Raw genomic sequence first — 26,596 nt, forward strand, 5'->3', positions numbered from 1 at the left:
GATTGATAACGGTTTATTAAGTGAATTAATATAGATTTTCAAAAACCCTCCAAAACAATGTCAATGAAAGATCACCGCGAATTGGCCCGCACAATCGCCCCTTTACTGGAGCAGCTCCACAGTAGCGCAGGGCAACTGCGCGAATCTCTGGAGCAGCTGCAAAGTGCGGGCAAGCCCTGGCAGCATTACTTATTGCAACCTCAGTTCGCACAGGAGACAGCCCTGGCTCTAGGGCAAAGTTTCGAACGGCCATTTTCACTGGCTGGTGCTCTCTATACCCAGCTGGACTATGCAGAGCCAGTGGGTTCTGGCAGCGATGCCCGCGCAACCCTGCAGCTTCCCGGACTTCTCGCAGTACCCCAAAAGACATTGAGGCTGGCACAGCAGCTTAATACCCATAAAGAGAGCTTTAGTGCGGCTATTGCCGATTTCCGGGCGGTACTTGGGGAGCGACCAGTGGCAGAGAGAGATCGCACGGTGCGGGAGGTACTGGCAGATGCCGGTTTCCCCCGCGCCCACCTGCGCCAGTGCTATCGGCTGGTACTGCTTTGCGCCAGGCGGCCCGATGCCATCACCCTTTCCTGGATAAAGGCACGCAAATCGATTCGCAAGGTGAGTGTAAAGTGGTGTGAAAAGAAACTGGACCAGCTGGACCCGCTAGGGTCTGATCCCGGTATTCAATACCAGCGGCAGCTACTCGCTGGCCTGCACAAGAGCCAACAGGATGATTTGCGCCAGGTACAAGTGCAGAGCCGCCCCAACCTTCAGGTGGCAGAGATTTTTTATAGCCATGAACCTGGAGAAGAAGATGAATACCATCAGGTTGGTTATTCATCCATGCCGATCCTGGTGGAGGGAAATGAGGCCGGACAGCTGCCAGAGTTTACCCGGGTAGATCACCAGCCCAGCCTGAGTCGGCGCCGCCAAAGGCGCGATCTGGCGCTCTCTACCGAGGCATTCCTTCCCGCACTGCGGGTATTCTTGCGGGAGCAAAGGTAAAATCCTGGGAGGCCGCTTTTTCATTTTTAGAAACTATAACAACCCAATAGAAAACCCAGCTCTCAGTTTCGCTACAAGTTCTACTTGAACAGGCCGTGTATTTTCGAGAAGTACTGCCACCCCACCACGCAATATCAGCCCTTGATGACGCCGGGAGCAACAAAACGCTGGTAGTAGGCAACTGATAAAGCGTAAAAATCCTCATCAATACGCTGGCGCACCTCTACCAGGGGCACGCCACGTGCCTGGGGCGTTGGGCTCAGGCCGTATTCTCGTAAATCATTAATTTGGCTGGCGCCCGCACGCAACAATTCGAACACCCAGCAATAAGGGCTCTGGCTGTCATCAAATCGGATTTGTTGATGATACAGCTGCGCCACAAAGCGCTTTTCATCAACAATCTCTAACTGGCTGCGCACCGCATTCACCAAATAGCCCTCACGCCGCTCAGCAATAATACGGCGCTGCTCCTCGGTATAGGCATTCCAGTCGATCACTTCGTGGGCAAATCGCTTACAGCCTCGGCAAACATCGTCGCCTATTCCCGTTGAGCAAACCCCAATGCAGGGTGTGCGGACTTTTTTGTACATCGATTAACCAGTTGCAGCCATCCTGGCCCCCATGGCCTGGATCAATATTGCGCGTAGACTATTTTGTTTCGACCGGCAAGAAAAGTGTTAAGACGATTACTACCACACCTACTAAAATTCACTCCATTAATAGTCGTAATTCACTTAAATTATTGATTTTTCGATAAACTTAACAGCAGTAAGGCTTTCCTGTAGTATTCGCCACCCGCCTTCAGCGGCCTCGAAAAAAAAATCCCAGCAGCCTGTGATGCATAGACTGGGAATTACACCCGCTGATGGTGCCACCCCACACACCGAGAGGGACTTATCCGTGCTTGAAGCCTATCGTAAACACGTCGCAGAACGCGCCGAACAGGGCATTCCACCGAAGCCGCTCGACGCCGAGCAAGTAGCTGGCCTGGTTGAGTTGCTGAAAAATCCGCCAAAAGGCGAAGAACAAGAATTAGTTGAGCTGCTCACTCACCGCGTACCGCCAGGTGTTGACGAAGCAGCTTATGTTAAAGCCGGTTTCCTGTCCGCCATCATTAAGGGTGAAGCGGAAACCCCACTGATCGACCGCAAGCAGGCTGTAGAGCTGCTGGGCCAGATGCTGGGCGGCTATAACATCCACACCTTGGTTGAAATGCTGGACGACAAAGAGCTGGCTGAGCTGGCTGCAGAGCAGCTGAAAGGCACCCTGCTGATGTTCGACGCCTTCCACGATGTGGAAGAAAAAGCCAAAGCCGGCAACGAACACGCCAAAGCAGTACTGCAGTCCTGGGCCGATGCCGAGTGGTTCACCAAACGCAACAAAGTACCTGAGAGCATCAAAGTTGCTGTATTCAAGGTAACCGGCGAAACCAACACCGACGATCTGTCCCCGGCACCCGATGCCTGGTCCCGTCCAGACATCCCCCTACACGCGCTGGCCATGTACAAAATGAAGCGCGATGGCCTGGAGCCGGAAGAAGCTGGCGTTACCGGCCCGCTGAAGCAAATTGAAGAAGTTAAAGCCAAGGGCCTGCCCGTTGCTTTCGTTGGCGACGTAGTGGGTACCGGCTCTTCCCGTAAGTCCGCCACCAACTCCGTACTCTGGTACTTCGGTGAAGAAATGCCGGGCGTACCCAACAAGAAGGGTGGCGGTATTTGTATCGGCGGTAAAGTTGCCCCGATCTTCTACAACACCATGGAAGATGCCGGCGCGCTGGTATTCGAAGCTCCCGTTGACGAACTGGGCATGGGCGACGTTATCGAGATCCGCCCTTACGACGGCAAGATCCTGGCGGAAGACGGCAAAGTACTGTCTGAATTCCAGCTGAAGTCCGATGTACTGCTGGACGAAGTTCAGGCTGGTGGCCGTATCAACCTGATTATCGGTCGCGGCCTGACCGGCAAAGCCCGTGAAGCCCTGGGCCTGGCGCCTTCCGAGCTGTTCCGCAAGCCTGAACAGCCCGCCGACACCGGCAAGGGTTACACTCTGGCACAGAAGATGGTTGGTAAAGCCTGTGGCGTTGAAGGTATCCGTCCGGGCACCTACTGCGAGCCGAAAATGACCACTGTGGGCTCCCAGGACACCACTGGCCCCATGACCCGTGACGAACTCAAAGACCTGGCCTGCCTCGGCTTCTCCGCCGACCTGGTGATGCAGTCCTTCTGTCACACTGCGGCCTACCCCAAGCCCGTCGATATCGACACCCAGCACACCCTGCCGGACTTCATCATGAACCGCGGTGGTGTTTCCCTGCGCCCGGCTGACGGCATCATCCACAGCTGGCTGAACCGCATGCTGCTGCCGGACACCGTAGGTACCGGCGGTGACTCCCACACCCGATTCCCCATGGGTATCTCCTTCCCGGCAGGTTCCGGTCTGGTAGCTTTCGCTGCCGCAACCGGTGTTATGCCACTGGATATGCCCGAGTCCGTACTGGTGCGCTTCAAGGGCGAAATGCAACCTGGCATTACCCTGCGTGACCTGGTACACGCCATTCCTCTGTACGCCATCAAGCAGGGCCTGCTGACCGTAGAGAAGAAAGGTAAGAAGAATATCTTCTCCGGCCGCATCCTCGAGATCGAAGGCCTGGAAAACCTGACGGTAGAGCAGGCTTTCGAACTGTCTGATGCCTCCGCCGAGCGCTCCGCAGCTGGCTGCACCATCAAGCTGTCTGAAGAGACCATGTCTGAGTACCTGCGCTCCAATATCACTCTGTTGCGCTGGATGATCGCTGAAGGTTACGGCTCCAAGCGCACCCTGGAGCGCCGTGCGCGCGCCATGGAAGAGTGGCTCGCCAACCCGAAACTGATGGAAGCGGACGTCGACGCCGAGTACCTGGAAGTCATCGAAATCGATCTGGCCGAAATCAAAGAGCCGATCGTTTGCGCCCCGAACGACCCAGACGACGCTCGCCTGCTGTCTGACGTTGCCGGTGACAAGGTAGATGAAGTCTTTATCGGCTCCTGTATGACCAACATCGGCCACTTCCGCGCTGCCGGTAAGCTGCTGCAGGAACACAAAGGTGGCATTTCCACCCGTATGTGGATCGCTCCGCCCACCAAAATGGACGAGCATCAGCTGATGGAAGAGGGTTACTACAACATCTATGGTGCATCCGGTGCCCGCACCGAAATGCCCGGGTGTTCCCTGTGTATGGGTAACCAGGCACGTGTGGCCCCTGGCAGCACAGTGCTGTCCACCTCCACCCGCAACTTCCCCAACCGCCTGGGCGACGGTGCTAACGTATACCTGACCTCCGCCGAGCTGGCTTCTGTGGGCGCCATTCTGGGTAAACTGCCGACTCCGGCTGAGTATCAGGAATACGCGAAGAATCTGGATTCCATGTCCGGCGAAATCTACCGCTACCTGAACTTCGACCAGATTGAAGACTTCCAGAAGTCTGCCGAAGAAGGCAAGCGCATTGCCGCTACTGAGATCCAGGACGTTGCTGTTTAAGCAGTAGCTCTGCCTTATGGAAAAGCCCTGTCATTTTTGGCGGGGCTTTTTTGTTTGTGCCTACAGTACTAACAATCAGTAGCCAACAATGAGAGGGTGCTATTCAGGCAGCCACTGCTTATTCCCACTACGCCCTGCCACAGGCTATCTCTCCGCTTCCAATAACTGGCAGATCACCTCGGCTACAGAGGTCCACCTCAATATTCAGCAATACTCAAAAACAAGTAACAGCTATATATTGAATGAAACATCTAACTTTCAGTGAGAAAATCAAGAAAAGGGCGTGCCTGTGAGATGGTGAATTCTCCTTTCGCCATTATCTTAAACGACTATTCCCTGAAAATTTTTATAAATTGATTCTTATAGAAAACCAATGGGATAAGAAAACCGATAAAAGTAACAATTCCATCTACAAAAAAGGCCCTATAAATACCGGTTTCAAGGTCATGAGCAACGGCAAGAATAGTGGCATTGATACCAAGAGCAATTGCACCACCAAGAAACCTAAACATGTAAATTACAGCACCCGCAAGACTGGATTCTGCTGGATCGACAACGGTGACAGCGGCAGTTACTACCGCAGGGCTATAGATTCCCAAACTTGTACCTATCAAAAGCAACCCGGGCACAAACTGAAAGTAACTTATCTCCCCTTTGAGCGTTGACAGCCAGAAAAGGCCGATACTCATGCCTAAAGCTCCCACACATATCAACAGCCTTGCCCCCAACTTTTCATGCATGATTCCAGAAATAAAAGCAAAAACTCCCGAAGTTACCATCATTGGCAATAGCGCAACCCCCGCCTGAAGAGCACTGTAATGATGCACACTAATAAAAAGTAACGGAATATAAACAAGCGTTGCAAAGAAGGCTGCCGCCATTAGCAACACGCTAAATCCGGCCGATAAAAAGCTGGCGTTTTCAATTAAACTCAACGGCACAAGAGCATTAGTTTTTGCCCTTTTTTCTGTATAAACAAAAGCCAAAAATAACAATATGAAAGCCGACAGCAAAAGTAAAACCAGAAAGTTTTTAATACTGTATTGCGCCAACACATCCATTGCCAGCAGAAAACAAAACAGTGAAATGGAAAGTGCCAGCATACCTAAATAGTCGATATGACTATTAACCTTGCTAAACACATCCACTGGATACTTTTTCCACCCAAGAAGAAAAACTAACAATGCGACAGGTATATTAATAAATAGAATCCAGCGCCAACTCAAGTACTCTGTAAAAAAACCGCCCAACACAGGTCCACAAGCAGTAGCCAGGCCAAGCGCAGCCAGGATAAACCCCCCGGCAAAACTCGCCCGCTCCTGCGGCAAAAGATTGTACGCCATCCCGAGAACTGCGGACCATATCAGGGCTCCTGCAAGTCCCATCAGGGCACGACAGAGAAACAACACCCAAAGCTTCTCCACCAAGCCACCTGCCAGAGAAGAAATAGCAAAAATGAAAACTCCCACCAAAAAAATACGCCGGCGGCCATAAATATCTGCAAAACGGCCACTATTATTACGCCATAAATCAAAGAGTAGGCATTAACTACCCAATGGATTGTCGCAATATCACTAGAAAAGCTATGAGCAATAGCCGGGAGTGCTGGAGAGAACGCAGTGAAATCACCCGCCACAAGGACAACGGCCAGAAAAAGTACCGACAGCCCCCAATAGTGCTGCCGTGACAACGGACTATTATAACGCCCCATCACTTTGCTCTAGAAACCATTCAATATATCTTAAACATTTTACACCACCCTTTCCTCCCAGTTAAAAATAATTGCTTTAACTTTTATGTACAGATACCAACAACACGATATCTCGCCAATGGAAATTAAACAAACACATAAACTATGCAAATAACCCCCCCGCAGACAAGATATAAAAATCAACTTAGCGCTATAAATGAAAGCCACTACCGTTTTAAAATTTCACATAAAAGAACGACAAGACCCCACAGCGCATTACTGGAGATAAAAGAGAAGTTCACAAGAACAACACACCAACAGATTGAAATCAGGAAAACCTAGCGGCCTAATATAAAACCAAATAAATGCATTAACTATTCATAAATTTCGACGTGACACATCGAAGTTAAAATCGCTATGACTGTAATGCTACTCGCCGTTCACACTTAAAATGTCAGAATAACGGTTGCAGAAAACATGACTCACTCCCCTTGCATGCACACTCGACAGTATCACTGTGTTCATTGTCCAGGGTGTAATTGAGGTAACCACTGGTTCTGTCGATCACCCTTTATACGTCATCCACAGCAACCTGGCAGTTTTCACATGAGTACCGATCACTTCCACAATTAAGGCCAAAAGCAATTTGGCCGGGACCTGAGAGTCCACGTCAGCTTCTATCCAGTAATAGAAATCACGAGGCTCCCCAGGCACTCGAAGAAACAGCAAGAGCAGATTTCAAAGCATCGAACTTCTCTGCTTTGCTATAAAAATAATATTTGCCTTTCTTTAGTTTTCTTTAAGGCGAATATGGTATAGTCCTTGAGACCAAATCTCACCCCATGACTGTGAGCAGGAAGAGAACTTTTCTTCGTCAAACCATAAAGTCACATTCTTACCAGTTACATGAGCCGTGGTTAGAAGAGAAAAAGCAACCTTACACGATTCTTGCTTGAATCCACCCTCAATATCTTCTGTGACTCTGCAAAGTGCGACACTATGAAAATTTGTGCCATTTCCGCTATCTTTTATACCAGCATTAACATTTCCGTTTGCAGCAACTTCTACTGAAGTTACTTTACCAGTACATTCAGTGCCAGAGTAAGCACTTCCAGTAGCAAAAATAAATCCCAGCATGGCAAGCTTTCCAGGATTCACAATATATTTTTTTAAATTACTATTTATATCTACTTCGAGCTATGGGCAAATTCATCGTTAAGGGGGTCGAAAGATATACCGTATCTACTTGATGTTGTCTTCAAATAAAAAATCAGCTTTAGGGCACGCCCCATGGAAAAATACCGAGCTTTACACTTTAAGTCTATAAGAGATGGTCGATTGGTTAATAGAGCCAATACACTAAAAAGAGAGCTATTGCAGATTATCGAGAAAAGTAAACCAACCACTTTCTTGAAAGTATTTCGTGTGCGCTATTTAGATGGTGATCTCTAAATCGTAGTGCACAATGGCCCCTACCGGAGATTAATTTTCAAATCAGTAACACTGGCGGTGCTTATAGTGCGCAGTAAAGCTTATCAGACACTACTATGTAGTAGCTTGACAGGATTTTTGAGGATAACAACTAACCGCAAATTATGTAGTGTAGTAAAAATTAAATTAGGGTATAGAGGGAATTGCTTTGCGTACTTGCTAGTTGACCCTCTTATGACTTTTACGATTTAAATATCAATGAGTTCTCACCAATCAACACAATTATAGGCGAACCTATTTTATTTAAAGTAAGAGTTGGGAAATATGTAGTGACATCCAGTCGATAGCAAATTGCTCTCCAAACTCCTCTAACGAAGAAACTAACAGACCCTGCTACTTTTTAGGAGTATCTCATAAGTGGGTGGAGCCATTAAAAATCAAGTGAAATTAAATAAGTGGGCCCGCAAATGCGGGCTTTTCTAGCATCTTACTAGCGAACTAACCTCATTGAGAATCTGGCACTCTGTCAATACGCCCATTCTTTACAACTTCCCAATAATATTCACAAACATCCCCTGGCTGTCGTAATCCAGCTGAGTGAGATCATCAGAGAAATCTGTAAAGTTGTAGCCCACCCCCAGCTTGAGGTGATCACCGATATGGCGATATAGGCCAATCAGAGCACCACTCTTGCTATCTTGGGCGTCTGGAAGGTCAAGCAGGCGGCCCTCGATCAACAGATCCCAGCGCTTTACGAAGTGCCAGTCTGCTCGTAGAACATAGAGGCTGGCACGGCTGTCGAAGAACTCAGGGTCTTCTCTATCGAGGCTTAATTGCCCAAGGCGATAGGCATATTTGGCTCCCAGAGTCCAGCGGCGGGTAAGATCATAGCTGGTATCCACAGAGAAAATATGGCTCTTCTGTATAAATTCAGCTGAGGTATTTTCCACCGTAACCTGGTCTTGAGTCGGTACACTATAAAAATAAGTGTATTTCAATAACGTATTCAGACGGTCGTGATTTACCGGGCGATAAGCATAGCCCATTACGGCTTCGGTAAATTTGCCATCATAAAACTCTCCCTGGGAACTTTTGCTGTCGGAATAGTTTAACTTACCCACCAAACGCCAATCCGGGTTGAGCTGATAACTCAGGGTATTTTTTAGCAGCCAGGTGTCCCGCTCAGATTCCGTTACGGTTTCTTCATCTAATGCCGTTTCCATAATATCGGTACGGTACTCAAGCGCAGTTGCCAGGCGAATAGTGTCCAGGCTATAGCCCATATTAAAGCCCAGGGCATTGCGCTCGGTTTTGGCACCAGTACGCGGATCTTCCAATGTGCCCGCCTCTACCGTGGTGCCGTAGGTCCAGCGGTCGTTAGGTGCCAGATCCATACCCAAGGCGTGTGTCAGGCCGGTGGAAACATCGCCGTGGCTGTAACGCTCCTCGCCGTACATACTCAAAGTATCGGAGTAGCGGCTGCGGAAACCGGTACTCATATTCCCCTTGCGCGCACGCACGCCAGTATCACTGCGCTCATTATCCAGGGTGTAATTGAGATAAACACTGGTTCTGTCGCTAACCAGGAGATCTGTGCCCAAACGTGCTGCCATACCGGTATCGCCGCTGGACAGTTCACTATCCATTGTGAGTCGATCGCTCACTCTATAGGCGCCTCCCAGGCCAACACGGTTATTTTCCTCTCGAGTACCGGTGACCTCCATAGTGTTCTGTACAAAACCATAAGCACTCCAGTTTTCACCGGAATCGTAACTGGCCTCCACTGCCATATCGGTGCGGTCACCCTGGGTTTGGGTGGCTGCAACAACTTCAGAGAAATCTTCACGGCTGTCCGTCCTCACTCCGGAGCTGAGCCGCCAGTGATCGTTAAGGCGATAGCCGAGCATCAGGTCTGTAGCACTGGTATGCAGCCCAAACTCCTCTTCCTTGCTGTCCGCTTTGAGGCCCACATCAAAGCTCTCCCCAAGGGGTAGATTAATACCGGCTCCATACTGGGTGGTATCACCCTGTACAAATTGACCGGGACCCGAGAAACCTGCTTCCCGCTCCTGATGATAGAAATTTCCGGAACCGCGTAGGCTTTCAAAAAAATCCCCGATCTGCAGGCTACCCTCAACCTTGGTTGCGCCTGCTGTAGCTTCCGGGTCCAGGTTTTGCCCATCATCAAAAGTAAAACCGCCATCCAGAGAGCTAAAGTTATCCAGGTTACCGCCTTCGCTATCTGCGACTTCAACCTTTAACCAACTACCGGCACTTTTCCGCAGGGTGAGATCAAAGCCCTGGAGGGCCGTTTCATTATCATCCTCGTCCTGCTGAGTACCACTGATACCCAGCTTTACGTAATCCCCAAACCAATAGTGGGCGCGGCCACCAAATGCCAGAGTGTCCATCTTCTCAAAGCCGGGGGTATATTCGTAGCGGGCTACCAGGTATTGGGGGTTCCCGTTATAGGAACCATCCTGAATCAATAAATTATCATTGGCCAAGGCGGAAAGGGGCTTATTGAGTAAGATACGCCCCTGGATATAGTCGATATCGTAATCGATCACCGGAGAGAGATTTTTTACTCCTAAAACCAGGCCGGAATCCTTATCCCGCACTTCTATACGCAGACGCTCAGAGCCACTGAGAATATCCTGGTGACGAAGGGAATATAGTGAGCCGCCGGTACCACGATATTCATCGCGACCGGCAATAGTGCCGGGTTCCGCTCCAAAGGCATCTACCTGGAATCGCTTTTCCCCGAAGCTGGTCATGGCATCACTTTCAAAGTGGCCATTGGCCCCGTAAAGTGCCCGGTCTATTTGCGCCAGTTCGTTGTCAGAATAGGTCGCCTTGAAATTACCCCACAGGCCGTAGTCATCGTATTTGGATAACTTCACATAAAACTTGCCGGAAGTGGGCGCATCTTCAACTACCGTAGAATCATCACCGAAGGTGGGATAGTAAAGATCACTATCGAGCCGACGAAAAAGTGCATCCGGTGACTTTTCCATAAAATTGGAAAACAAATCATCGACAGGCCCCTCTTCCGTATCCGCACTGGCAGCCAAGCGCCAACCCTCTCCAAAACCGCCGCTGGTATAAAACGCCAGACGACCATCGTAGCTTACAGAGTTGTCGTAGTGGGTTTCATCGCCCGTCACCAGGGCCGCGGGGCCATTGGTTTTATCGTAACCGACAGTTAGGTCGGCTATCCCTACGGTAAACCAGTCATTTTTAGCAAATTCCAGATCACGCAGGAACAGTTCACCATTGCCCTCTTCATCCAGGATTGCCACTTCTACAGTGTGCATACCAGGGTCAAAAATCTGTTCAGCAACGAATTGACCTTGATCATTTACCGGTACCGGATTGCCCGCCAGCCATACAGTATGGCCCGGCGGCACCTGAGCGCCGTTGACAAGCACACTATTGCCGTCCAGGGGAATATTTCTCCGTGCGAGGCGGTTCTCACCATAGCCCACCAGTAGCTCTTGGGCTATATCCACCTCTTCATCAGACTCTTCGATACTATCTACCAGCCACAAAGTTTGCTCAGCGGTTTCATCGAAGCGGCCTTTTTTGTCATATACCCGCAGCACATAGTGGAGCTTTTTCAGTGGTGCCTGGAATTCAGTAAATTCTGCCTGCCAGTTCCCTTTTCCATATTGGTCTAACGGAACAATCGCAATGGGAGTATCGCGCAGGGATTGCTCCTCTTCAAACAGCCTCACTTCAGCCCGATCAACAAAAGATGGGTAATTGGTGTAACTGCGAAAAACTACACGATTCTCGCTAAGGTCAGTATCTGGATTATCCGCATAGCGAATGGTATTGGGCCACGCAGTGACATTTAGCCGTGGTTGCATTTTTTTGTTATCGAAACGGAATTGGATATTGGCACTATCCAGAGCCACGTCCGTACAGCGCTGCAGGTCAGCGGAGTTTTTATAAGGATCGTATTCCGGGCTGCCATCCACGGTAATACGCATCAAATTCAATGAGTAAGGATTATTGGCGATAGCCTCACGGTTAATGCGCTCGATTTCTAAGCGATCACTTTCTGCCAGTATTGCCAGCTCATCGTAGAGCACCTGCACTTCAACACGCGCTCCTTCCTCCTGGATAAAGCCGTTGGTCACCACATCGTCTGACTGCACATAACCACGCCCTTCAAACTCCACCTGTGCATCTTCGAGGCCTAGCAGTTCTTTTACCTGTTCCATTGCGCGTTGGGCACGGGCGCCAGATAAGCCAATATCATCCCCATAGACCATGGCCTCACGGCGATCCATACGCTTGTTTTCGCTATAGCCAATAAAACTTAAGCGCACATTGGCCTTGCTGGAAATTTCTGACATGGCACTGCGCATTTGCATCAGTTGCGACTGGGTAATGATGGGGTCGCCATTGTCAAAACGAATCGGTGCTACCGCACCGCGAAGGGATTCATAGGCAATAGTAATAGTTTCTGCGGCTGCAGCTTCCGGGCAGGCCTGCACACCATCCGCTGTAACTTCCAACGGGTCGTCATACCAAAATTCCACTTCCACCCGCCGGTTAAGGGCACGACCTTTAGGTGTGTCATTTGCGGCAATGGGCTGGCTGGCTCCTTTACCACTGCTAGTAATCATCGCATCTGGCAAGGCCAGTGCATCGCGCACGGCGAGGGCAACACGGCGGGCTTCACCGTGGGATTTTTCCAGGTAAGCTACCTGTTGATCTTCGGAACTTTGATTCACATCCAGCGGCAGTGCATCGGTGTGCCCAACAAAGTGCATTACCAGATTATTTTTATCTGCGAGATTTGACCGCACCTCGCCTAAACGCCGAATAAATGCTTCAGGCAAGTCTGTTTGTCCCGGCTCAAGGCGCAGGGGAATAACCAGGTTTTTCAAGCGTGCACGTTGCTCACTACCCGCAGTGTAATTAAGTCTACACACTGTTTCCTGGCGGCACACTTTTACTCGATTCAATGCCAAAGCTTCTGCTCGGGCACGTGCAGCCATGGCTTCCTCGTCTAGTGCGTCATAAGTCACCTGTACCTGAATACGACGATTTAATTCCCGCCCCGCGGTGGTGATATTATCGGCAATCGGCTCTACATCACCGCGACCTTCCACCACTATCATTTCTTCCGGTAATTCCAGCGCTTGCTGGAAGAAATCTGCAACAAATTGAGCACGAGCCAGGGTAAAATCTTCCTTACTCTCGAAATCTGCCACCAGTTCTTTTTGCATGGGATCAGAATCAGTATGGCCGATAAAGTACAATTTGAAGTTCGGCGTCTCTCCCAGTTCGTTTAATTTTGCCCGCAATAACTCCACAGTTTCTGCCGGAACCTCGTCATCCACTGTGTAAAACGATATTGGTTCAATAAAGTCTTCTACAATAATCGGGTCAAGCGGTGGAATAAAAGTGGTGGCATCCTGCAGCCATTGATTAGTAGGTGCACCCAGCAACATACCTTCGGTATTACTACCGATAGACGTTTCCTCAAACTCAACTTCGGGCCCTTCCACTTCCGAAGCCAAGCCGGGAATTTTCTGCCATACCTGCCACCAGCTTGCTTCCTGGTACGGAGTGTTTTGCGCTGCAGCTTTCTCTTGACCTTGCACGGGAAGAGTTAAAGCCAGGGCAATCGCTGTGGCAAGACAGTGTTCGCGACGACGGAAAGTCCTGGTCATTGTTTCCATTGAGCTACCAGAGCTGCGTAACCGACCCATATTGCTGCGCTTGACCGAGGACATTACTCCAATCCCCCCTTACTGGGCGGCGCTCCACGCCGCCAGAACACTTCAGTCTCAATATTCAAGTCGTAGTCGCCATTACTACGCGCCCACTCATCGGCAATCTCTGCCTTGATCGTTTGCAAACGCTCTTCCACCAGATCCGGATCTTCATTTTCCGCAAGGTAGGACAGGCGCAATACTGATGGAGCTTCACTGAGTTTTTCCAACAACAGCTCAATACGAGACTGCCACTGGGGACGCAACTCAGTAGAGCCCGGCTCAAATACCGCCTCGGCCATATCCAGGCGTACTACCCGATGCAAGCTGGCACCGAAGTTAAACTTCACCATCTTGCCTCGAGTTGCACGCATCACCCGCGGGTTTTCAGTAGTGAGACGATATCCGCTAGGCAAGCTGCGGTCGTCGAGCTTGAGCACAAAATTGGAACCGCGATCAGCATTTGGTACTACTGCACAGGTGATATGGAATCGCCCGTGAGCATCAGCTGTGGCATTTAAGCCGGTTGCAGTAACTACCCTTGCTCCAGGAAGGCCACCCTCACCGGCATCCTGGTAGCCGTTCATATTTTTATCATCGAAGACTTTGCCGATGACATCAGTGCAATCGAAAGTGGGGTCCGGCACCACGCGCACCGTGGCTGAGGCTTCACCGGACGCAACCTGGCCGGAGAGCTGGTTAAACATACGCGCGCGGTTGACATACTTACCCTCGCCTACACCGGAGCCAACTACCAGCAATAGTTTCAGTTCACGTGTTTGCTCGGCTTCCACATGCAGATCGGACCAGATCAGCTGTAGCCCATTCATCACCGGCTCCACTGGTTCGCCATCCATGCGCGCCGAACCAGCTACGTATTTAAAGCCTGCGGGGAAGAAGTCCACCAGCTGCAAATCCGAAAGCGGTATAGGCAAGGTATTGCCAAAGGTAATGGTGTAAGGCACCAGCTGGCTTCGGGTTACATTCAACATCGCCGCAGTTTTGGTAATGGAAAGTGCACCTTCCAGGTGCGGGTCCATGGCGATATGGTTATTGAACAGCTGGCTGTCTCCTGGAACCTGATCACCGTCCAGTGTCAGGCGCAGGTAATAGTCGGTAGCTGTATCGCGTGCTTCTATATCCAACGGTGGGAGCGCTGGAGATAGCTGTACTTCACAATGCTGAGCCGTGCCAGGAATCATATCGGCATTGCTGCCGAGGCACGCACCCACATCGAAGCCCGCAGTTTCCTCATTGGTCTGTGCAGGAATTACCAGGGATTCACCACCGACATAATCCTCATCGGCAATCTCCACTTTAATCAGGTAATCCGCATTGGCCGGGCAAGCGGCGTCATCGAAATTAATATCGAATTTGTAATAACCACCTGCACGGGTTACTTGCCCCTGCTGCTTTTTATCATCGAAGCAACGATCCGGCAGCTCCTGACCAGAGCTGGCGCGCAGCATAGTCAACGTAGCTCCGGTGATAGGAGCACGCAGAATAGAGTTATAAATCACTCCATTAGGCGTGAGCGGCAGGTTCAGGTCTTGCGGATTGGCTCCCGACTCCACAAAGATCTCGCTGATACGCTGAGGACCATTGGTAAAATCAGAAACCGGATTACCCAGGGATGCTGTTTTTTCGCCGGCATCTGGAGCGGTGTAACGCATCTCATAACTGAGTCCACCATAGCTATTAGGTACTAGCCCCTGAAATTGGAAGTAGCCATTTTCATCGGTCTGAATGGTTTCCAACAATGCGTCATTGAAGTAGAGATCTACGGCCCAGTTCAACAATAACCGTTCATCCATATCGACTTGGTTATTGAAGTTCACATCGTGCCACAAGTAGCCTGCCAGATTGGCGATTCCCGGTGTGCCACCAACATCAAGAGCAACGCTGGCCTGGTTGGTTGAAGGTGGATCATTCCAATGCACTTCCGCGGTGTTCAACACCGTATAACCAATTTCCAGGTTATCGGAGAGCTTGGCCTGGAAACGCAATACAGCACTTTCACCCGGTAACAAATCTCCATAAATAGCGGAGTAATCTGCAGTAATTACGGTACCGGCTATGCTGACTCCATCTACCTGACCATTAAGCATGGCGGAGTCTGTAACATAGGTAAGGACACCATCGCCAGCAACCATAAGATCATCAGTAATACTCACCATGGTCGCCGGTACACCACTGATATTTTCGATGGTCACCAGGTATTCAAGCACCACACCAGCTTCTGCTGCGCCGCCACCGACAACAGCAACTTCTTTTACAATCGACAACAGCTGCGCATCGCCCACAACCACAAGTGTCGGCTGTGCACCATTGGCCGGATTGCCATCCGCGTCAGTGAGTACCAGTGGCAGCTCCTCTGCGGTAACGCTGCCCTGATTGCTGATCACAGTACCCCTGGCAGCATCCACATTCACCATTACATCAAAAGTTACGGTGGCAGTTTGTGCAGAAGTAATCACACCCTCATTGGCACCCGGCAAGGGTGGCGTTAGGTCATCCGAAGCTACTGGCAATTCAGTATTTAGAAGCGACATACCACCGGCGTTATCAGCGACAGCCATACCATTTAAGGTGGTGCTGCCGGCAACATAAGTGGTATTTGCGGGCACTTGGTCAGTGAGTGCCACCTGCAGTGCATCAACGCCCCCCATATTGGATATTGCAATGGTGTAACGCAGTACATCACCGGGATCGACAATCCCCATAGAGATATTGTCCACGGCAATTGCCACCGTTTTATGAGCGATTAAAAGGGGAACATCGCCAACAATATCTATAGTCGGGTCGTTGGGAGCATCTGTAGCAGGGTCATCCGATGGCGCTTCATCGAAGGGTCCACTGCCTGCACCTTCGCCATTAACAAAGCCTTGGTTGGAAATTATGGTACCGTCATTGACATCATTAATGGTGACATCAAAGGTGATTACAGAAGCCGCGGCGCCAGTTGCAGTTGCACCAATAAAGCCATCGGCCTGACCAGGTGTATGAATACTCATACCAGCTTCAAGAGGCGAAGCACCACTCACATCTGAAAGCGCTGAACCGTTCAAGGTCGTAGAGCCAGCTACATAGGTGGTATTCGCCGGGATCTGGTCGCGCAACATCGCATTAACGATATTTTCGTTACCGGCATTTTCCACGCGAATGGTATAGCGCAGGGTATCCGCCACCATCAGTAAATCCGGGTCACCGGTGATATCTGCTGAGGTTTTATGAATCACCAGCAGTGGCTCGGACTCAATTAATATCTGGGTAGGATCTTCATCATCCGCAACGTCAGGGTCGTCAGTACCGTTGATATTGGGATCATCACTGTTTTTCAGCAGCTGACCAGGCAATTGCACCTGAGCCTGGTTCAACACCGGCGTACCGCTGTCGATCACAGCTGCCAAAGTGACCTCGTATACCAGCTGAACAGAATCACCAGTATTTCCTGTGGCCGCCAAATCCAGGTTTTTCACCTGTAAAAAGCCGCTGCCGTGTGTGCCAGCAGACGCATCAGAGTTACTGCTATCGCTACCCACCGGCGCTGTCACCATTTGTAGTGAACCCGACTGGAACAATGGCAGGCTGTTCAGACGACCCAGATCATCAGTAATTTCAATACCACTAACATCTGCACCACTCAGGTTGGTAAGCGTGAGTGTATAGCGCAGTACATCTGCCGGAGTGGCCAAAGTTGCCGGATTTTCTGCACGGGTAACATTCTCAACGGTTTTGTAGAAAGTTACCTTGGGCACAGAGGCGCTTACGGTATAGGCATCTTCGTGATCGAGTACGCCTGGCGTGCCATCAGTGGGCGCCGGGCGTGTGTACTGGCGAGCTTCCGGTAAGCCACTATCCCAACTGTGCCAGAGTTCCACACCGGCAATATTGGTCAGTGTATCGCCATCGATGGTATCCACGTCCAGGGTGGCATCGTAACTCAACAACAGGTGGTGGTCCGCAGCCAGCATAGCCGCCGCACCCATGGAGGTGATCGTGAGAGTGCAGCTGGCTTCATCAAAAACCGTATTAAAGTCAGTTCCTGCTACCAGAGTGGCAACCGCAGTGCCTGCACCATCAATAATTTGCGCAGCAAAATTATTCGGAGGAGTTTCACACATACCACCGGGATCTTTATCCGGCAGAATATCGGTCACTGTAATATCCCATGCGGGGCCAGTGCCAACATTGTGAAGGTCGAGGGTGAAGGTACCTGGCAATCCAGACTGCACACTGGCAGGGCCGGTTTTAGTCAGAGTGATGGCCGTTGGCTCCACTACCTGCATATCAAGGGTCGTGTTTCCGGCACCGGCACCCTGCCCGGCGGCCGCATTATCATTGTCGTAGTTATAGCTGTAGCTGGCGCTATTATTAAATGCCAACCCATCCACATTGGGTGGATTGCTGTCGCGCAGGCGCAGAGTCACATCAATAACCACCTGTTCACCCGCCGGTACATCAATGCCGCTAGTGGCATCGGCAATGACCAGCGCAGTGCCCGATCCACTATTTTCTGGAGTGAATACGTTGCTGCCCGATACTTTTGCCGCGCCGACAAATTCCAGGTCGGCTGCAGAAGTACTCAGGTCCATCAGCACACTGACATCGTGCAGGGCTGTGGGCTGCACGGTTTCCGGAATAGTGATGCGGTAATTAAACGGTTCGCCAATCGAAGATGTCGGCTGGGTATTTTCAATAAGCAACGGCGCTGCATTGGGCGTATTGAACTGCACACTGACTGGTGCTGTAGGACCGTAGTCCTCACGCATATCTGTGGTAACCGCGGTCGCACCCAGGGATGGTAAATTATCGTCATCTAATGAGTAATACAGCTCGACATAAGCGGCATTTTGCAGATTGAGACCTGCCCCCAGATTGGCATCTGCCTGAACGCGATACACCATCTCCAAAGCCTGGCCAGGATTAATGGCATAAACTGTGCCCGCAGAGAAATCCCAAACTGCCGCACCAGTGGCGTTGTCAAAAGTCGGGGCAACAATAGTTGCTGCAGCGCCATTCACAGTAAGGGACTGCACATTGACACCGCCCTGGCGCAGGCCAATGGGGATCATGTCGCGGAAGACCGGATCGTAGGCCGGCGCTGATCCGTTATTGGTAATCGTTATGGTGTAATCGACAATATCACCGGCAGACAAGGTAGTGCCGCCAGCAGGGGTAGCGCTGATTGCCGCAATGAGATCCGGCTGTAACAGGTCCAGGGTATCACTATCATTTCGCAGCTCGGCACCGGCGGCGGCATCGAAAGTGAATTCCACATTATTGGTTAGCGCTGTATTACTGGCCGGCCAGGGGTGTACGTCCTTATTCAGAACCCTTGCCTGATAGCGAAGTATAAATTCATCGTTAGTGAGATTGTTATCACCACTGTTGATCAGCTGTGCAATATTCCAGCTCAGTGTTGTCGTGCCGGTAGCGGGATCACCGGTCTGCACAGGTTCGGCAATATCGTTATGAGCAAAAGGTGCCGCCGATGCGAAGGGTGCAGTGGTAACGCCATTAATTGATTGGGTACCTACAAACACCATTCCCTGTGGCAGGGTATCGACAATTAAGGTATTGGGAGCGGTGCCCTCTGGCAGGGACAAACGCAGCTCGTATTCCACCAAGTCACCGACACGCAGCTGTGCATCTGCACTACCGTAACTGTCGTCAACGCGGGTTTTACTGATTGTGCTGTCATTGGCAGCGGTTAGCTGAGCGGCAATATTTTCCAGCACATAATCATTCAAACCACCAATACCATCGGCACCGTTTCGCTCGTAGGGGCTACTGTTATCCTCATCCAGGCTGGTCCACTCAATACGGGCAGAGGCAGACAGCGAGGCTTCAGCCAGCACTTCATCCAGCACCAGCACATCAAATACCAGTAGGCTGTTAGTGCCAGCAGCGATATCCAGGTCGCTGTTTGCGCGATTCCACTCCAGTAACTGCGCAGCATTAATACCATCCCCACTCACAGTAGGATCAGCCTGGGCGACACCGGCAAAGATCACACTGCCCGGAACAAATTCCAGGCCAAGGGACAACTGCTCCCTGACCAACAAATCGTAAGCAGCGGCGTTTTCCGGATTACCTGCGGCGGTGAGATCCAATGTGAAACGCAGGATATCGCCAGCATCCGGGTCGTTACCAGGGTTAGTCTGGTTAGCCACAGAATTTGTCGCAGACAAATCCGGCTCCACGATAGTTAAGGTCGGTGCAGCACCCGTGCCACCGGCTTGAATCACACCACCGCTTGTAGCGGCATAGGAATAGCTGGCTTCATTATTGAAATTATGACCCGCCTGTGCCGTTGCATTGTTTGCAACCCGGGCACGCAACTCGAAAATAGCGACAGCACCAGCCGGAATAATATCCAGGGTCAGGGCAATATTGTTGTTAGTGGTGTTATCGGTAAATGCACGGCCATTAATTTCCTGCAGCTGGATCAGCTCCAGGCTCGGGTCCAGTACATCGGTAATTTCCACATCATAGATGGCCGATGTGGTTGCACTACCTGGAACCTGTATACGGTAAACCACTTCCTCGCCCACCGCTGCCGTAGCAGCACTCTGCAGAGTTTTTTGCGGCGCAGTGACTGTGGTGGCGACAGTTCCCATCGGATAGGGTGTACCCAGTGGAACAGGAGCATATTGCTCTCCGCTTTTTGCCGGCAGTGACCAGAATTCATTGACCGTGAAGGTATTTACCCAGTTTTCGCCACCGCCAATATCAGTATAAAAGCCAATTTCGTAATTGATATCCAGGCAGGCTCCCGCTTCGACAGGCACCAGGAAAGTGAACTGCATATCGTCGCCACGATTACCTGGCGCTGTGTAGGTGTACTCGGTGCCCTGTGTGAGGAGTGTGCCATCCAAAGTGACCTGCAGATTGGCGATGGAGGCCTGGTCCATCTGAGTAGCCAGGTCATCAGTCAGGGACAGATCGTAGGCTGGCGCCAAACCGGAGTTACAGGCGTGCAGAGTAAACTGCATCACATCGTTGGCCGGGTCCACATTCATATGGGAGCTTGGCCAGGTAGCGTCCGTTTTTGTCAGGCTGTCGATCACCGGCTGCAATATCGTAATGTCGGCACTATCTTGCAAGGTACTGACAGCGCCGGTGTAATTAAGCACGGCTGTATTGGTCAGGGTCGCAGTCGGCGCTGCAATACCCGAACCCGCCACTACTTTGGCGGTGTACTCGATAACAAATTTATTGGTATTGCCGAAGTTGCTGAGGATATCCCCCAGGTTCCAGGTGACCGTACCTGTGTCCCCTGCTGCGGGCACAGCAATGGCTGAATAAACAAAATCATTCAGGTTGTCGTCGTAGGGCGCAGCAGTATCATCATTCACACTGACAATGGAATTAAATTCCAATCCGCTCGGCAGTGCATCATTAATAGTCACTGCCGGTGTCGTACCCGCTTGCAGGTTCAGGGCCAGTTGATAGGTAACCGTATCGCCAACCCTCAGCGTGCCTACTACAGAAGCGGTATCAGAATCTGCAACAACCGTTTTCACAATACCGGTGTTGTCCACAGTATCGATACTGGCTTCAGCCGGACCCTCACAGTAATCGTCTGGTGCGGATACTGCCGGGCAGCCGTCACCATCACGCTCGTAAGCCAGCTGGTTAATGCTGCTGTCGTCGAGGGACGTCCAGTCAAGCATTACGCTGTTGCTAATCGGCGAACCAAATACTCCTGTTACCTGGGTTCGATAGGTAATAACTAAAGTTTCACCAAGCTGCAGGTCCAGAGTGTTATCGCCATTATCACGCCCCCAAACCAGAGGGCCAGTGGGTGCTGCCGCAGGTGTTGCAACAAAACCAGTAACTACACCACCATTAATTAATGCAGTTGGGGTAAAGCTGCTATCAAACTGCAACTCCGATGGCAGTGTATCCACTAAATTCAAATCAAATGCCGCAGCAGTAGATGCGGGATCATGGGCAACGGTAATCACATACTCCAGTACATCGCCACCCACCGGTAAATTGCCGGGGTTAGTCGCATTGCTGACCGCTTTATTGATAGTAAGCAGAGGTTCTACCACCGTAACTGCGGCGGTATTGTCATTTAAGTTTTCTGTCGCCCCACTCTCACCGTTACTATATGTCAACCCCGCACTGTTCTGACGCGTGTCACCATTATTGGTCGCAAGGTCATTCTCCACGCGAGCGAAATAAGTAATTCTTACTAAGGGGTCCAGAGTACTGCCGGCAGTATCATTTTCACTGGCAGTATCGACTGTACCAATATTCCATACAGCGTTACCGGAAGTATTATCAGTAGGGAAACTGTTGAATACCCCCTCAGACGGGGCCGCACCATTAATGGTTTCAAGACCTACAAAATCATAGGTAATATCGAAATCTGCATTGTGGCTCAGTACATAGCCTTCCGGGCTGCCAAGCTGGTCGGTAATCACCACATCCCGGCTGATGCCTTCCGGCAGGCGGATTTCCAATTGGAATTTTTTATGCGCACCTATAGTAGGAACTACAGTGGGCTCAAGATCGGTTTTAACCAACTGTAACGCTGGCACCTCTGTCTGGGCACTAGCTGTAGTTTCGTAATCATTAATCGGATCGCCGGTATTGGGTAATACACCAATACGCATACCATCGTCTGCACCATCGGTGCCGATAGAATTACTGCTGTTTAAAGCAATATCATTGCCCGGCAGGGACTGCCAGCGCGATTGGATGGTGTTATCCAGGATTTCATGGGGCTCTACGCCCTGCTCTACCCGGACATCAAATGTAAAGGTTTTAGTCTCGCCTACAGCAATGGCGTAATCCGCATTGCTGCGATTCCAGCTGAAGATGGGCGCATTGGCTCCGATAGTAGTGACATCGACAACCTGAGGCGGATCAGTACCACCGATATTGCCCAGGTAAACCAGCTTGGTGCCTGTGAGATCGTCGAGCACATGTAGATTGTAAGCTGCCGCAGTACCAGTATTTTCTGCCGTTACAGTAACGGTAAGAATGTCATCTGCATCGCTGTTAGCAACTGAAAATGACTTATTTAATTGTATTTTCGGTTCCTGTACAGTAATTGCGTGAGAATCAAAGGGTACAACTACGGTAGTCCCTGCTTCATCAACATAACTCACCTGTGCAGTGGTATAGCTACCGCCATTCCCAAGCATATCGCCGTCATCAGTATTGCTGCTGTTCTCAATACGTGCAATAAATTCCACCGGGAAATCAAAAAGGCTACCCGTGACAGTGGTAAGCTCCTGATCACCAAAATCCCACTGTACATAGTCGGCTGTGCCAGTGCTCGTACAGGTAGCATTAAATGTACCACCGGGAATAAAGCCGGCGGCATCGTAAGGTGACGTATTCAGGTTAACCGCTTGCCCTTCGATACAGCGCATACCAGCCGGCAACTCATCACGAATTACAAAGTTACGCAATTTAGCCGCGGGAATTTTCGCTGTCAGTTTATAGCGGACTTCCTCTCCGACAACGGCTGTATCGCTGTTGGTGCCACTGGCAATGCCATTAGAGAATTCCAAGGCTTGTTTAGGCTCTGCCTTAACTTCAATAATCTGCATACGCGCTTCGGCGTCTGCAGATTTATAGTGGCGTGCACGCCCTGCTGCAGGAGTTCCATCACCAATACCATCATTATCCGCATCGCTGTCGATTTGTGGCGCACTCTGGTTACCATAGTCTCCTTCCAAACTATCGTAACGAGCATAGAAAGTATTAGTAAACGTCTGCAGCGGTGCTACGGAACGATGTGGTTTCACTCGATAATAAAGAGTGACAGAGTCACCCGGGTTAATACGCTCAAGGGCCGTGGAATGTTCATAAGAGAAGGTAATTACTGCCGGTGTCCCGCCATCACTGCAGTGGAGGGCTTCAGAGTAGTCATTTGCTCCAGTAGTTATACCCACCAAGCCGTCATCGCCTGCGATGGTCTCTGAGGAACCATCTCCATCGTTGTCCAAACCATCACTATCCAAGGGCTGCACGCACATTTGCCCGGAAACATCTAGTGTGTCAGTTACAACCAAATCATAAGCAGGGGCTCGATTTACACCGCCATCGGACGTACGATTAGTTAAAGTCAGGCGGAAAACATAAGTTTGGTCACGATGACCCTCGTTAGTAAAATCAACGAAATTTGCACAGCTGGTGCCTATACCATGCAAATTTTCGTTACAGACTTTTTTATCGATTTCGATGTGGGGCTCAGAAACAGTAACAGATTCGGACCACTCGGAAATATCGGGAAAGCCGGGTACTGTTGTAGGCACACCATCAATATTGGTCAGCACCCCACTAGTATTATAATTATCTACCACGATGGTTTCGGTATCAAATACTGCGGTAAATTGCGCACGAGCATAGTCGGTACTGGGGTTTGCATGCTGATTGGGGTCAGCGCTTTCAGTATCTATAGGATCATTTAATAGACGCGTGGTCATATCCGATAGGAACCAACGATCCCGTTCGGTAATTTTTGAAGTTACCTCCCATAGAAAATCTGTCTCGCTAAGGGGAATATTCAGGCCTCCACCTTCTACAATATCACCAGAGGAAATTACAACACAGTTAGCCTGAGAAACCGGATGCGGCAGAGTTACATCTACACAGTTTAGCGGCGCATCTGCTATATAACCCTGGCCATCCGGTAAGTCATCACGCACATCAATATCGCGCACTTCAATCAGAGTAAATCCGGGTGTGTCAAAGCCAAACCAGCCACCGGCCTGGATTTCAAAGCGGCACTCTTCACCAATAAGAACACTGCTATTGGGGAATGCTGCCTCAGAAGTCAATTCATTACACTGATCAGAGCGTTCCTTGATCAGATTAAAACCCATTACACGAGCGCGCATGCCATCGAGGGTGTAGTTATTAGCCAGTTGTTTACCTGGTGTTGTTTCAGTCAGAGTGGCAGGTTCAGGAAAGTTCAGGGGTGTATCATCAGATAATGTAATCTCCCCCACCACATCGGCACGGAAAGTGAGATCGTCATCGGTTGCCGCGTGGTTTTTTTCCACTTGAAAAACGATACGCTCAGTTGTTCCGGGCTCAATAACACCTCCCAAGTTGGTGGTATTACATCGATAAACAATAGCTGAAGAAGGAAGGTAATCTGGCTGATTCCATACAGGATGCCCAGGTACAGTACCTGGATTTGGACTACCAATCGCAGTACAGGCACGATCGCTGGACAATACTCTCATTGCCTCACCGAAAGTCACATACACACTAAAATTATCCGCATCATGACCACCATTGTTGGTCACATCCACCGTTAACTCGGAGGTGCCATTGTCCCGTACGATATACAAAGGGTGTACTGTACTAATATCAAGATCTTCTGGATCTGGTGTCACCGATTGATTTTCAACCTGGGTAGGCGGACTGGTGCCAGGACAGAAATCTTCATAATCAATAGTTAGAACATTATCAGATAAACGGATATTGCTGTTCGGATCTTTGCCATTTGATGCCGACTCCTCTTCAACATCAAGATCGGCAATCTTGTCATAGAAATTTGGTTCGGTGGTGACAATACGAAAGCGAATCTGAATTTCATCGCCATAACGCATCATATTTTGCTGATCTGAATAGTTGGGATGTACAGTGCTACTCAATAGGCGAAATTCTGGTTTGTTGTTTTTTAGAGGGTCTGTATCCCACTGATTCCAGTTGCTCCCCACGCGCCATTCGAGAGTATCTGCTTTACCCGGATAAGTGGCACTATAACTTGCACTATGATTATCTTCACCGCGACGTTCGCGGACAATTTGCGGTGTATATGTGGTATCTACCACATACTCATCAGGCAGATCACTAACGAACTGGATATCCTTAACTGATCCACCTGTCCGGTTATTGACAGTAACAGTCACAAAACCAGCCGAACCCAATGGCTGGTTCAGGTTTGTACCGGTTATCGCCTGGGTAATATTGAGGTCGGTAGTTACCAGGGCCCGCATTTCTTCGGAGTCAGGTCTTGGGGCATTTGCCGTGGCCGGATCAGAGATCCCCCCTACTCCGGTATCATCATCAATTTCACAACCCCACTGCAAGTCAGAGACAGTATTTGTACCATTGCTGCAAGAAGTATTGACTTTACCCACCAGGTAAATGTTTAAGGTTGAATTTGCAGGAATATCCGTACGTCCGGGGCCATTGGAGAAAGCTCCACTCAACTCAAAATTATTAATGCTGTTATTCGCAGATACACATCCAGAACCTACCGGGTTTACTCCATTATTATTTGCAACTGAAAGTGCTGCACTTTCACTGGGGCAGGCATAATTGATATCCATATTGGGGTTGGTCATCAAATCATCGAATCGCACATCCTGCATATCGGCATCTCCACCATTAGAGATAGCGATACGCCAGATCACATCATCATTGATATTGCCGTAAACATCGTTGGTATAGTTGGTCTGCGCCGCATCAATATTCCTCCCACGTTTATCCATGGATGGAAGGGGTTCACGTATGTCCAGCTCAATACTGTCTGTATCAGTTGTAGTGGGATAGCTACAATATTCAAAAGTCGCTGTAGCATTCAAGGTACGATTGTTGTTTACCAAATCCTCTTCTCGGTCGACCTTACTGCGTACACCAAAAGTAATTGTCATCGTGGTGTTTTCATTGCGCGCGGCAAGTGCGGAGAGATCATTCTGATCCCAGCGAATAACCGTCCCGCTTATGGTAGGCTCACTCAATACAGAGCCTGAACTTACTCGAGTAGAACCCGGAATATACTCTAACTCAGAACTACCCAGATTTTCCGTCACAATAATATTTTCAATATGCTGGGTTCCCATAAAACCACTGGAGATTCCAGGCACATCAATCTCTATCGTTACCTGCCCATCTCCACAGAGTTCACACCAGCTATCACTGAAGCGGTGATCCAGAATATTAAAGTTAACTGGGTTATCGGGAAAAGAGGGACAATTATGGTCAGCCAGGGCCTGCGGCGCGAACATGATTGCCCAGATACATAGCAGTACCAAGCCAGCAAGCAAATTATTCCAGGATTTCCGTCCAGTTACTTCTGACATCATCGTCACTTATAGCCGCCACTTTTCTATTTCAAAACCCTTGACAATGCCCAAGAACACTGCCGCCGAACAGACACAGTCCGGTGCGCGAACTTTAAATACAGGGTGAAAAAGTGGCCGTGAAGCAGGTCATAAATAACAGTCAGGTAAGGGAACTTTTT

Annotated in this window: 6 protein-coding genes and 1 pseudogene; 2 read left to right on the top strand and 5 right to left on the bottom strand. The window is 50.0% G+C overall.

What is annotated here, in order from left to right; genetic code table 11:
- Positions 1-63 precede the first annotated feature (63 nt).
- Positions 64-999, top strand: coding sequence for a hypothetical protein (locus ACJJI7_RS20790; protein ID WP_444901300.1), 936 nt, complete (start codon positions 64-66; stop codon positions 997-999).
- Positions 1,000-1,133: 134 nt separating this feature from the next.
- Here the strand turns inward: ACJJI7_RS20790 and ACJJI7_RS20795 are convergent, their stop codons facing one another.
- Positions 1,134-1,589, bottom strand: a complete 456-nt coding sequence (locus tag ACJJI7_RS20795) for a DUF1289 domain-containing protein (RefSeq protein ID WP_282953125.1) — start codon at positions 1,587-1,589, stop codon at positions 1,134-1,136.
- A gap of 310 nt (positions 1,590-1,899) precedes the next feature.
- On the opposite strand from ACJJI7_RS20795, the gene acnB reads away from it, so the two are divergent.
- Positions 1,900-4,515: a bifunctional aconitate hydratase 2/2-methylisocitrate dehydratase gene (gene acnB, locus ACJJI7_RS20800; protein WP_282953570.1), complete on the top strand. Its 2,616-nt coding sequence runs from the start codon at positions 1,900-1,902 to the stop codon at positions 4,513-4,515.
- Positions 4,516-4,844: 329 nt separating this feature from the next.
- Here the strand turns inward: acnB and ACJJI7_RS20805 are convergent.
- The 4 genes and pseudogenes from ACJJI7_RS20805 to ACJJI7_RS20820 all read right to left on the bottom strand — a co-directional run.
- Positions 4,845-6,014: pseudogene (locus ACJJI7_RS20805) on the bottom strand (MFS transporter); the annotation flags it as partial.
- A gap of 980 nt (positions 6,015-6,994) precedes the next feature.
- Positions 6,995-7,342: a hypothetical protein gene (locus tag ACJJI7_RS20810; RefSeq protein WP_444901299.1), complete on the bottom strand. Its 348-nt coding sequence runs from the start codon at positions 7,340-7,342 to the stop codon at positions 6,995-6,997.
- Between the two features lie 836 nt (positions 7,343-8,178).
- Entirely contained in the window at positions 8,179-13,389 is a 5,211-nt protein-coding gene (locus ACJJI7_RS20815) for an OmpA family protein (protein ID WP_444901298.1), read from the bottom strand.
- Positions 13,389-26,438, bottom strand: coding sequence for an isopeptide-forming domain-containing fimbrial protein (locus tag ACJJI7_RS20820; protein WP_444902628.1), 13,050 nt, complete (start codon positions 26,436-26,438; stop codon positions 13,389-13,391). Before ACJJI7_RS20820 ends, ACJJI7_RS20815 begins: the two co-directional genes overlap by 1 nt.
- Positions 26,439-26,596: the final 158 nt, after the last annotated feature.

The organism is Microbulbifer variabilis (assembly GCF_056232115.1).